The following is an 11,553-nucleotide window of genomic DNA, read 5'->3' as shown; positions in this document are numbered from 1 at the left end:
GCCCATCAGCATGTGCACGACCGCCTCGAACTCCTCGTCGCTGTAATCCTCGATCGCGCCCGCAAGGCGCGCCCGGCGCAGGATGCGGACATAGGCGACCGAGATGTTGTCGAGATGCTTCTGATAGCCAATCGGCGCGAAGAACTCGGCCTCGTTGAGGATGCGCAGGAACTCCGGGACCTCGCGGATGAAGTCGAAGAAGGCGCAGAAGCGCTCGATCTCCTGCCGCGCCGCGTGCGCATTGCCGGTGCGGGCGCGGATGAACGCGACCATGTCGAGGCCGATCTTGGGCAGCAACTGGTCGAGCAGCTCCTGGCGGTTCTCGAAATGATTGTAGAAGGTGCCTTGCGCGACGCCGGCCTGTTCGGTGATGCGGGCAACTGAGGCTTCGGCATAGCCATGCTTGCCGACGATCTTGGTCGCGGCGTCAAAGATCTTCTGCTTGGTCCAGGCATTGCGCTCGACGCGGTTGAGCTTCGTGACCTTGGCATTCGCTTGATTCATTCAGACGTCTCCAGCTCGGCGCGCAGCACGCGCTTGAGAATCTTTCCGCTTGGGTTGCGCGGCAGGCTGTCACGGATGATCAGCTGTTTCGGTACCTTGAAGCTCGCCAGCCGTGCGCGGCAGTGCTCGGTGAGGGCAGGGAGCTCGAGGCTTGCACCTTCGGCGAGCACGACGATCGCGACGGGCCGCTCGCCCCAGCTCGCATCGGAGAGGCCAATCACCGCGACCTCGCGCACCTCAGGCAGATCGTAGATGACGCGCTCGACCTCGGAGGAGGCGATGTTCTCGCCGCCGGAGATGATCATGTCCTTCTTGCGGTCGGTCAGGTACAGAAAGCCCTCGTCGTCGAGATAGCCGACGTCGCCGCTGCGGAACCAGTCGCCGAAGAAGGCGGAGGCCGTCTTCTCGGCATCCTTCCAGTAGCCGCGCGTGATCTTGGGACCACGCAGGCAGATCTCGCCATTGACATTCGGCGGCAGCGTCCTGCCGTCCTCGGCGCGGATTTCGATCTCGATATGGGCGATGGCGCGCCCGGTGGAGCCGATCTTCTCGATCTCGCGCCCGGCCTCCATGAAGGTGTCGCCGCCGACGGTCTCGGTGAGGCCATAGGCGTCGATGTAGCGCGCGTTGCAAAAAAGCTCCGAGAAGGCGCGGATGCGAACTTCGGGCGTTTTCTCGCCGCCGCCGATCGCCCATTTGAGGGTGGAGACATCGTAGCGGTCGCGCGCTGGGCAGGTGAGCATCGCCGTGGTCATCACGGGCGCGAACCAGGCGGCATTGAGCTTGTCCTCGGCGATCGCCGCGAGCGCGGTCTCAGGCTCAAAATTGCGCTCGATGCGGATGAAGCCGCCGTGCCAGAGGACGGCGATGCCGGGGAGGTCGAGTGCGCCGACGTGGTAGAGCGGGCCGACGACGAGAAGGCGCGTGTCGGCACCAAGGCCGAGCGCGATGGTCTGGTCGGCCGACTTCCAGTAGAAATTGTCGTAAGACAACATCACGCCTTTAGGGCGGTCGGTCGTGCCCGACGTGTACATCAGCCGCATCAGGTCGGATGGCTGACGAACGTGCATGGTGGCGGGTGGTGCCTCGCCTGCCAGATGCGTGACGCTCCGCTGTGCGGCCTCATCGAGCACGACGATCCGTGCGCCCGCGGCGTTCGCGGCCAACTCCTCATCGACGATCAGCAGCCGCGCGCCGGCATTGCCGGCGATGTAGGCGACCTCGTCGCGCGAAAGACGAAAATTGATCGGCAAAAACACCGCGCCGAGATGGCTTGTGGCGAAGACGAGCTCCAGGAAGGCCGCGCTGTTCTTCATCAGCACGGCGACGACGTCGCCCGCGCCGATGCCCTGCGCGGCGAGCCAGCCGGCCGATTTCCGGATGCGCGCGTCGAGCGCAGCATAGGAAATCTCCTCGCCGCGGTATTTCAGCGCGGGCCGCACCGGTGTGCGCCGGGCATGGAAGGCGATGAAGCTCGACAGATTGATCATTTCCGCTGGTTTCGGGCCAATTGTCGGCCTCGCTTCCTCGTCTGATGAATTCTGACTCGTAATTCATCTTTGGCTTGACGTCACCCCCCAGCCTCTGAAATCCTTGGGAACACGGAGACGAGACGATCTCCGGCAAGGGACCAGGAAAACGCCGACCCGAAAGAGGGAGGGGAAAATGATGAGAACCCGCATGCCGGGCATCAGCCGCCGTTCAACGCTGGCGCTGATGGGCGCCGGTGCGATGACATTTGCCGCGCCTTGGGTGGCGCGCGCCCAGGCCAAGACCATCAAGATCGGCATGCCGACGATCCTCTCGGGCCGCGTCGCACAGCTCGGCACGTCCTCGCGCAATGCGGTGATGCTCGAGGTCGAGAAGGTCAACGCCGCCGGCGGTCTTGCCGGCCGCCAGATCGAGATGGTGATCCGCGACTCCAAGGGCCAGCCGCAGGAAGCCGCCCGCGTCGCGCGTGAGCTCGTCAACACCGACGGCTGCGAGCTGATGATCGACGCCGAAGCGTCCTCCGGCGCCTTCGCGGTGCATGAGGTCGCGCGCGATCTCGGCGTGTTCTGCATCCACACCAATTCGGAGACTTCGGCGCTCACCGCGGATCCCAAGCAGCACATCCCCAACGCATTCCGGACCGCGCGACAGGGCGTGCACGATTCCATCGTCGGCGGCAGCTATGCCGCGGCGATCGCCAAGGCGAAGGGCTTGAAGAAATGGGCGACCTGCTCGCCCGACTATGCCTATGGCCGCGACACCACGGCGGAGTTCACGCTGTACCTGAAGCGCTTTGCCCCTGATGTCGAGATCATCAGCGAGTCCTGGCCAAAACTGTTCCAGCCCGACTATACCGAGGTGGTCACCAAGATCCTGCAGGCCAAACCGCAGGCGCTCTATTCCTGCCTGTGGGGCGGCGATCTCACCTCCTATATCGACCAGGCCAACATCTACGCGATGTTCGGCCAGATGGAGGTGTTCGCGGTCAACATGGCCGATTACACCGCGCTCACCGTGGTGAAGAACCTGCCCAAGGGCATCCACTCCGGCAACCGCTACATCAAGACGTTCCCCACCACGCCTGAGAATGCCGCCTGGGGCGATGCCTACAAGGCCAAGTACAATGAATATCCGACCAACTGGTCGTGGGAGAACGCCACCGCCATCATGCTGATGGCGGAAGCGGCGAAGAAGGCGAACTCCGCCGACGGCAAGAAGATTGCGGAGGCGCTGAAGGGCCTCACCATCAAATGCCCGTTCGGCGCCGACGGCACCGTGACGATGCGCGGCGACGATCACACCCTGGTCGGCTACGCCATCGGCTGGGGTACCACGATCCCGCAGGAGCCCTACGTGCCCGAGGTCAAGGCCGGCGACTGGAAGACCATCTTCGAGCTCGAGGCCGAGTGGAAGAAGAGCAAGGGCTACGCCTGATCTGATGTGCGGCGGAGGCGGGCGATCGTCTCCGCCTTTTCGTTTGGCCTTGGCGCCACATCAGGCGCACGACAATGAAAGTGCTCCCGTGGATCTCGACGCGCTCGCCGGCTGTCTCTCCAGCTCCGCCTGCCTGGTGACGCAAACCACCAGCGGGCTCATCATCGGCATGCTGCTGTTCCTGGTCGCGGTCGGGTTGACGCTGATCTTCGGCGTGCTCAAAGTGGTCAATTTCAGCCACGGCGCCTTCTATATGTTCGGCGCCTATTTCGCGATGACGGCCTACCAGCTCACCGGCAGCTTCGCGCTGGCGATGCTGGCGGGTGCTGCGGGCACGGCCATCCTCGGCCTGATCTTCGAGCGCGTCTTCATGAGCCGCGTCTATGGTGCAGACGTCCTGATGCAGCTTCTGGTCTGCTACGCTTTCGTGCTGATCTTCGACGATGTCGTGCGCGTCATCTGGGGGCCGGAGTTCAAGGCGATGGGTATGCCGTCGGCGTTCCAGGTGATGCCGCTGTTCATCGCCGGCGGCGTGGTGCCGCCTTATTACCTGCTGCTGATCGGCGTTGCGCTCGTCGTGGCCATCGTGCTCGGCATCGGATTGTCGCGCAGCCGCATCGGCAAGGTGATCCGCGCCGCCGCGCATAATCCCGGCATGGTCTCGGCACTCGGCATCAACACCGGCTTGATCTATGGCGGCGTGTTCGCGCTCGGCGGCATGCTGGCGGGTCTTGCCGGTGCGCTCGCAGCGCCTGTCCGCTCGCTGACGCCGGGCATGGGATTTTCGGTGCTGATCGAGTCCTTCATCGTCACCGTGATCGGCGGCATGGGCTCGATCCTAGGCGCTCTGATCGGTGCGCTGCTGCTCGGCCTCATCCGCTCGTTCGGTTCGCTCGGCTTTCCGCTGTTCACCGAAGGCTTGATGTACCTCTTCATGGTGATCGTGCTGGTCTCCAAACCCACCGGCCTGTTCGGCAAGGAGGTGGCATGACCGAGCTCGAGGCCGGCCGCGCGCGAACACTAGCGCCGGTGCAGAGTGGGGCGGCGCTTCACCGCTATCGCGATGTGCTGATTGCGCTGATCGCCTTCGCCGTGCTGGCAAGCCTGCCGCTGTTCACCAGCAGCAAGGCGCTGCTCGATTTCGTCATCCGCTGCTCGGCCTACGGCCTGTTCGCGACCTCGCTCAATCTCTTAGTCGGCTACACCGGCCTGACCTCGTTCGGCCACGGCATGTTCTTTGGCCTGGGCGCCTACAGCTTCGGCCTGATCATGCAGAAGCTCGGCGTGCCCATTCCGGTCGCCTTTATCGCGACGCTGGCGATCACGGCGCTCGTCGCCGCCGTCATCGGCGCGATCTGCGTGCGGCTGAAGGAGATCTATTTCGCCTTCGTCACGCTCGCCTTCCAGATGCTGATTCACTCGACCATTCTGTCATGGGCGTCCTTCACCGGGGGCGACCAGGGCCTGCGCGGTGGCATCCCGCGCCCCGCATTCCTCGGCATCAACCTGGCCAACCACATCCATCTCTATGTCGCGAGCTGTGCGCTGCTGATCCTCGGCCTGCTCGCGATGCGCCAGATCGCGCAATCGCCGTTCGGCTACACCCTGCGCATGATCCGCGACAATGCCGCGCGGGCGAGCTTCCTCGGCATCGACGTCTGGCGCGCGAAGCTGACTGTCTTTGTGCTGGCGGCGCTGTTCGCGTCCATGGGCGGCATGGTGATGGCGCTGTTTGTCTCCGGCGCCTATCCGGAATTCGCCTATTGGACCATCTCGGGCGAAGCCATCTTCATCAACATGCTCGGTGGCGTCTCGACCTTCCTGGGCCCGATGGTGGGCACCGTGCTCTTGCTGCTGCTGAACGACACCGTGACGCGGTTCACCGAGTACCACGGCATCGTGCTCGGAATCGTCATCCTGTTCTTCGCGCTGGGCCTGCGCAAGGGCCTGCTCGACTTCGTCGCCGAATGGTACGCGCACCGGCGCGAGACAGGCGAGGGGCGCTAGTCATGCTCGATATATCCATTGGGCAGTCATTCCGGGGCGCACGGCGTGCGAGCCCGGAATCTCGAGATTCCGGGTCTGGTCCTGACGGACCATCCCGGAATGACGGTGCCAGACAACGGCGTGAGGCGCACCATGCTTGAGATCCGCAACCTCGCAAAATCCTTCGGCGGTGTGAAGGCGACCAACGACGTCTCGCTGGATTTCCCCGACGGTTCGCTCACGGCGGTGATCGGTCCGAACGGCGCGGGCAAGAGCACCTTCTTCAACCTGATCACCGGCGCGTTGAAACCAGACTCTGGCAAGGTGCTGCTCGACGGCGTCGATCTCGCCGGCCGCTCGCCGCCGGAGATCGTGCGTCACGGCATCGGCCGGGCCTTCCAGGTCGCCAGCATCTTCAAGTCGCTGACGGTGCAGGAAACCATGCTTGGGGCCGTCAGTGCCGATCAGCGCACCTCCGCGGTGCTGCACAAGCGCTTTCCGCTGCACGAGACACGCGACCGTGCCGAGCAGGTGATGGAGCTCCTTGGCCTCGCCGGCAAACGCAACCGCACCGCCGCGACGCTCTCGCATGGCGACCAGAAGCTCCTCGACATCGCGCTCGCGCTGGTGCTCGAACCAAAAGTGCTGCTGCTGGACGAGCCGACCGCCGGTATGGGCCCGGAGGAGCGCTGGCGCATGATCGACAAGGTGCGCGAGCTCTGGGAGAGCCAGAAGATCACCGTCGTCTTCATCGAGCACGACATGGATATCGTGTTCAAGATCGCTCCGAAGATCGTCGTGCTCTGCTACGGCCGCATCCTCGCCACCGGCACGCCCGACGAGATCCGCAACAACAGCGCCGTGATCGAGGCCTATCTCGGCACCGAGCATGCGGGGGCGGCCGCATGAGCGAAGCTGTCATCGAAGTCGCCGATCTCGACGTCTATTACGGCACCAGCCAGATCCTGTTCGGCGTTGGCCTCTCGGTGCGGCAGGGCGAGACCATGGCGCTGCTCGGCCGCAACGGCGCCGGCAAGTCGACGACCATGAAGGCGATCATGGGCCTCGCGCCGCCGCGACGGGGCAAGGTGCGCCTGCGCGGCGCGGTGATCTCGGGCCAGAAGCCGCATACGATCGCGCGCGCCGGTCTCGGCTTCGTGCCGGAGGACCGTCAGATCTTTCCGGAGCACACGGTCGAGGACAATCTCGTCATCGGCCGCAAGAAGGGGCCGGAGGGCCAGGACGAATGGCCGATCAAGCGCATCTATGAGGTCTTCCCGCTGCTGGAGCCGCTGCGTCACCGCATTGCCGGGCGCCTGTCCGGCGGCGAGCAGCAGATGCTCGCGATCGCGCGGACGCTGATGGGCAACCCGGCATTGCTGCTGCTGGACGAGCCGAGTGAGGGCCTGGCGCCGATCATCGTGCAGCGGATCGGCGAGCTCTTGCGGCAGCTGCGCCAGCTCGGCTCGACCGTGCTGATCGCCGAGCAGAACATGCATTTCTGCCTGGGCCTCGCCAGCCACGCCACGGTCATCGACAAGGGCCAGATCGTCTATGCCGCCGGGATCGAAGAACTGAAGGCCAATGACGCGATCCGGCGGCGTTATCTGGCCCTGTAGGCCCGGGGCGCCGGTGCGCAAATAGGCCGAAAGAAGAAAACTATTGTCCTGGGGGTGCGCGGAGGAAGGAGTTTTCCCTCCGAGGCGCAAAAACGCCAATCGCTTCCATTGCCGTTTGGGCCCGAAACGACGACATTCCCGTCAGATTTGATGGATTGGCGACGGTCATGGAACGCACTGGATTTGAGCCCTTTGGCGAGCAGCTGGTGTCCGCAACGGACGCCCAGCCGAAGTCGCGCGCCTCAAAACTCCTGCTGCGGGCCGGCACCACGCTGTTCTGGTCGCTGGTTGCGGGCATCGTGCTGGCGCGAGCGGCCTTCTTCGAACCAGGCATTTATGACGGCTTCAGCCGCGTCGCCTCGCTCGCCAAGAACCTGATCTTCTGAGCCCGATTATTCCGGGCCGAGGAGAGAACTTCTCTCGGCCCTGATATGCCGAAAACTTATTCCCCAATCGGATCGCTGTGCGTATAAATCCTTCTCCTCTGGGAGAGATTTGTGTCGCAGAATCAAGTATCCAGCCCGGCCGAGTCCAAGCCGGCCACCGCCGCGAGCCGGATTGCGGCGCTGATTCCCGGCATTCTCCTCTGCATTCTCGTTGCCGGTGTCTCGGCCCTGCTGGAGCGGGCGGAACTGGGCGTGTTCGAGCATCCCTATGTCGAGGCGCTGGTGATGGCGATCCTGCTCGGCATGGCCGTGCGCAGTTTCTGGAAGCCGGCTCCGCGCTGGCAGGCCGGCATCGCCTTCAGCGCCAAGCAGCTCCTTGAAGTCGCGGTCATGCTGCTGGGCGCCTCCATCAGCTTTGCCGCCATCGCCGCGTCGGGCATCGCGTTGCTCGCGTCGATCGCCGCGGTCGTCGTCGTCGCGCTCTGCGTCTCTTTCGGCCTCAGCCGGCTGCTCGGCCTGTCGAAGCGCCTGTCTATCCTCATTGCCTGCGGCAACTCGATCTGCGGCAATTCGGCGATTGCGGCGGTGGCGCCGATCATCGGCGCCAACAATGACGAGATCGCATCCTCGATCTCCTTCACCGCGATCCTCGGCGTGATGATGGTGCTGGGCCTGCCGCTGCTGATCCCGCTGCTGCAGCTGTCCGCCACCCAATACGGCATCCTCGCCGGTCTCACCGTCTATGCGGTGCCGCAGGTGCTGGCCGCAACGGTGCCGGCCGGCCTCATCTCGACGCAGATCGGCACGCTGGTGAAGCTGATGCGCGTCTTGATGCTCGGCCCGGTCGTCGTCGGCCTGTCGCTCGTCGTCTCACGCTGGCAGAGCGATGCCAAGAAGACCAGCGTCGGCTTCTTCCGCCTGGTCCCGTGGTTCATCCTCGGCTTCCTCGCGCTCGCGACCCTGCGCTCCCTGGAGATCGTGCCGGCCACGGTGGTTGGTCCCGTGACGAAGATCACGAGCTTTCTCACCGTGGTGTCGATGGCGGCGCTCGGCTTGGGCGTCGACGTGCGGGTGCTGGCAAATGTCGGCGGCCGCGTGACAGCAGCCGTGACGCTGTCGCTGATGCTGCTGCTCGGCATCAGCATCGCGCTAGTGCATTGGTTCAAGTAGGGGCCGCGCTCTCTGGACTTCCCCCGCCAGACGTTTATTGGTCGTCGCCAATGTGATCGGCTGCGGCCGATCTGAAAACAGCGAGGACGCCGGCATGACGACATTGACTGTAAAAGACCTTCTCCCCGAGGATGGCACGCGGGGAACATTGGCCGGCCGTGTCTGGCTGCCGCAGGTCAACGGTCCGGCCGTCGTCGCCGTGCGCGGGGATGGCGTCTTCGACGTCACTGCAAAATTTCCGACCATCAGCGCGCTGTGCGAGGAGGACAATCCGGCCAAGGCGCTTGGCTCGACCAAAGGCGAACGCATCGGTGATCTCGAAGCGATCGTGGCCAACACCGCGCCCGACGGCCGCGACCCGAAAAAGCCGTGGTTGCTCGCACCGGTCGATCTCCAGACCCTGAAGGCTGCCGGCGTCACCTTCGCCATCTCGATGCTGGAACGCGTCATCGAAGAGCGCGCCAAGGGTAACCCGGCCTCGGCCGAAGCGATCCGCAAAGAAGTGACGCGGCTGATCGGCGATGACCTGTCAAAACTCAAGCCGGGCTCGGACCAGGCGATGCACCTGAAGCAGGTGCTGATCGACCAGAACGCCTGGAGCCAGTATCTCGAAGTCGGTATCGGCCCGGATGCCGAGGTCTTCACCAAGGCGCCGACCCTGTCCTCGGTCGGCACCGGCATGGATGCCGGCCTGCATCCGAAATCGACCTGGAATAACCCCGAGCCGGAACTGGTGCTGTTCGTCTCCAGCCGCGGCAAGATCGTCGGCGGCGCGCTCGGCAACGACGTCAATTTGCGCGATTTCGAAGGCCGTTCGGCGCTGCTGCTGTCGAAGGCCAAGGACAACAATGCGTCCTGCGCGATCGGTCCGCTGCTGCGCCTGTTCGACGACACTTTTACGCTCGACGATGCGCGCAAGCTGGACATCAGCCTGAGCGTGACCGGCACGGACGGCTTCGTCCTCGATGGCCATTCCTCGATCAGCAAGATCAGCCGCGATCCGACCGATCTCGTCACGCAGACCATCGGCAAGGTCCATCAATATCCCGACGGCTTCGTTCTCTTCCTCGGCACCATGTTCGCACCCGTGAAGGATCGCGACGCACCGGGGCAGGGCTTCACCCACAAGCGCGACGACATCGTCACGATCTCGGCCCCGCAGCTCGGCAAGCTCGTCAATCGCATGCGCACCAGCGACGAGTGCGAGCCGTGGACATTCGGGATTGGCGCGCTGATGAAGAACCTCGCGCAACGGAAGCTGATCTAGCTTCTTCCCTCTTATGCGCTTGTCCGCCGAAGCTTCAGCGCAGGCGGATGCGGGGAGAGGCCGACACGCGAAGCGTGGCGGGTGAGGGGGACTCACCCCCAGTCGATCTGCTTGAGACACGCAGCGCTCCACCCACACCGTCATTGCGAGCGCAGCGAATCAATCCAGAGTCCCTCCGCGGATAGATTCTGGATTGCTTCGCTGCGCCCGCAATGACGCGGAGGAGAAGTTGCGCCTCTATCTGTCATCGTCCCCGCTGGTCCCCACCGCCGCATAATTTCCTTCATCTCCCCGTTGCATCGCTGGAACAAAATCGCGCCGAGCGTGTCATAGAACCACCCTCGGCCCCCGACGCGCTTTTCCGCTAAATAGTCAAATAATATGACTAGTCGGAACCTGTCTTCCGTGAAATAGTGCCTTCCGCCGCCCCTAAGGGCCGGCTTGCGGGTGCCATGCTACCAATCGGCGCCCCGGATAACATCTTGGGAGCACGCCTGATGACCCCCAAAGCCCTCTTTGCGGCCAGCGCCATGGCCGCCTTGCCGCTCGCGCTGGAGGCCAGGATTCCGGTCGTGCTGCGCGACCTCGATCCGTCCGGCACGGAGCTCTATCTCACAGCCGTCACCTCAGGCAGCGCGCAGGAAGGCGAGGCGGCAGCCGGATCAGCGCGAGCCTGATGCGCGTGGCCGTCGGCAAGATGACGATCGAGACCTACATGCTGTCGAGCGTGCTCGCAGGTCTCGCCGGCATTGTCTTCTTCTATACCAGCGCTGGCTACTCTCTGGCGCGCCGGCCAGTGGCCAAGAGCGCAGGAGTGGCGTCATGACCTCGCGCATCGTCGTCATCCCGACCCGGCGGGCCCATTCCAACCACGCGGAGGTGGCCCGTTCGATCGGCGTCGACATCATCGCTGGCCGCTACGCGGAAGGGACGCGCTTGCCCGGCGATGCCGAGATGATCGCGATGTTCGGCGTGTCGCGGCCGGTGCTGCGCGAGAGCGTGAAGACGCTGGTCGCCAAGGGCCTGCTCACCACCAAGGCGCGGGTCGGCACCGTCGTGCGCGAGCGCGGCGCCTGGAACATGTTCGACGCGGATGTGCTGGCCTGGCATCTCGACGCCGGCATCGACAAGCGCTTCCTCAACGACCTCGCCGAGATTCGTCTGGCGGTCGAGCCGCGCGCGGCGATGCTCGCCGCGGCGCAGCGGTCCGAGGCTGATGTCGCCGAGCTCCGCCGCAGCATGGACCGCATGCGGCGCGAAGCCTCCGACTCGGTCGGGTTTGCCGATGCCGATCTCGCGCTCCACGTTGGCGTGGCGCGTGCCTCCGGCAATCTGTTCATGCGTTCGATCGGCCATGTCATCGAAGCAGCATTACGCGCCTCGTTCCTGCTCAGCGCCCCGGTCGAGCCGGAGGACCGCGACACCGTGCTGCTCTGGCACCAGAAGATCGTCGATGCCATCGCCGCGGGCGATGCGGACGCCGCGTCCGAGGCCATGATCTACGTCATTCACAACGGCATGCGCCGCCACGAGGGCACGGTGATCGAGACCGCGCCGGCCGAGTCGCCGCCGTCCGCCGATACCGGAGAACAAGCGTGACGGACCTTCGCATCGCCATCGTCGGCTTCGGCAAGATCGCGCGCGACCAGCATGTCGGCGCGATCGCGGCGACCCCGGGCGCAACGCTCGCGGCGGT

Annotated in this window: 11 protein-coding genes and 3 pseudogenes; 12 read left to right on the top strand and 2 right to left on the bottom strand. The window is 64.6% G+C overall.

The features are described 5' to 3' along the window. The coding region (locus tag A5906_RS14475; RefSeq protein ID WP_245326735.1) for a TetR/AcrR family transcriptional regulator at nucleotides 1–504 on the bottom strand (504 nt) is incomplete at its 3' end. Next, nucleotides 501–1,994 carry an AMP-binding protein gene (locus A5906_RS14470; RefSeq protein ID WP_080135857.1) on the bottom strand — a complete coding sequence of 498 codons (1,494 nt, stop codon included), beginning with the start codon at nucleotides 1,992–1,994 and terminating at the stop codon, nucleotides 501–503. The genes A5906_RS14475 and A5906_RS14470, both read right to left, overlap by 4 nt. Before the next feature lie 175 nt (nucleotides 1,995–2,169). On the opposite strand from A5906_RS14470, the gene A5906_RS14465 reads away from it, so the two are divergent. The 12 genes and pseudogenes from A5906_RS14465 to A5906_RS44425 all read left to right on the top strand — a co-directional run. After that, on the top strand, nucleotides 2,170–3,429 hold the full coding sequence (locus A5906_RS14465) for an ABC transporter substrate-binding protein (protein ID WP_080135856.1): 1,260 nt from the start codon (nucleotides 2,170–2,172) through the stop codon (nucleotides 3,427–3,429). Nucleotides 3,430–3,517: 88 nt separating this feature from the next. Beyond that, nucleotides 3,518–4,420 (top strand): branched-chain amino acid ABC transporter permease, encoded by a 903-nt coding sequence (locus A5906_RS14460; protein WP_080135855.1) that lies wholly within the window; start codon nucleotides 3,518–3,520, stop codon nucleotides 4,418–4,420. Further along, nucleotides 4,417–5,436 (top strand): branched-chain amino acid ABC transporter permease, encoded by a 1,020-nt coding sequence (locus A5906_RS14455; RefSeq protein WP_080135854.1) that lies wholly within the window; start codon nucleotides 4,417–4,419, stop codon nucleotides 5,434–5,436. The genes A5906_RS14460 and A5906_RS14455 overlap by 4 nt, the downstream gene beginning before the upstream one ends. A 132-nt stretch (nucleotides 5,437–5,568) precedes the next feature. Further along, a complete protein-coding gene (locus A5906_RS14450; RefSeq protein WP_080136119.1) occupies nucleotides 5,569–6,324 on the top strand; it encodes an ABC transporter ATP-binding protein in 756 nt (251 codons plus the stop codon). Further along, the gene (locus A5906_RS14445; protein WP_080135853.1) at nucleotides 6,321–7,034 is read left to right on the top strand and encodes an ABC transporter ATP-binding protein; all 714 of its coding nucleotides are present in this window, start codon (nucleotides 6,321–6,323) and stop codon (nucleotides 7,032–7,034) included. The genes A5906_RS14450 and A5906_RS14445 overlap by 4 nt, the downstream gene beginning before the upstream one ends. A gap of 167 nt (nucleotides 7,035–7,201) precedes the next feature. Then, nucleotides 7,202–7,420 (top strand): hypothetical protein, encoded by a 219-nt coding sequence (locus A5906_RS14440; RefSeq protein WP_063195904.1) that lies wholly within the window; start codon nucleotides 7,202–7,204, stop codon nucleotides 7,418–7,420. Between the two features lie 111 nt (nucleotides 7,421–7,531). Beyond that, on the top strand, nucleotides 7,532–8,590 hold the full coding sequence (locus tag A5906_RS14435; protein ID WP_080135852.1) for a YeiH family protein: 1,059 nt from the start codon (nucleotides 7,532–7,534) through the stop codon (nucleotides 8,588–8,590). Nucleotides 8,591–8,684: 94 nt separating this feature from the next. Next, complete coding sequence (locus A5906_RS14430; protein ID WP_080136117.1) at nucleotides 8,685–9,857, top strand: fumarylacetoacetate hydrolase family protein; 1,173 nt, start codon at nucleotides 8,685–8,687, stop codon at nucleotides 9,855–9,857. A gap of 545 nt (nucleotides 9,858–10,402) precedes the next feature. Next, a pseudogene (locus A5906_RS41385) lies at nucleotides 10,403–10,513 on the top strand (sugar ABC transporter substrate-binding protein); the annotation flags it as partial. Beyond that, nucleotides 10,507–10,644: pseudogene (locus A5906_RS41380) on the top strand (sugar ABC transporter permease YjfF); the annotation flags it as partial. The pseudogenes A5906_RS41385 and A5906_RS41380, both read left to right, overlap by 7 nt. A gap of 35 nt (nucleotides 10,645–10,679) precedes the next feature. Next, nucleotides 10,680–11,456: a FadR/GntR family transcriptional regulator gene (locus tag A5906_RS14420; RefSeq protein WP_080135850.1), complete on the top strand. Its 777-nt coding sequence runs from the start codon at nucleotides 10,680–10,682 to the stop codon at nucleotides 11,454–11,456. Further along, nucleotides 11,453–11,553, top strand: a pseudogene (locus A5906_RS44425) (gfo/Idh/MocA family oxidoreductase); the annotation flags it as partial. The gene A5906_RS14420 and the pseudogene A5906_RS44425, both read left to right, overlap by 4 nt.

It is taken from the genome of Bradyrhizobium sacchari (assembly GCF_002068095.1).
Classification (GTDB): domain Bacteria; phylum Pseudomonadota; class Alphaproteobacteria; order Rhizobiales; family Xanthobacteraceae; genus Bradyrhizobium; species Bradyrhizobium sacchari.
This window is presented reverse-complemented; position numbering and strand designations above follow the sequence as displayed.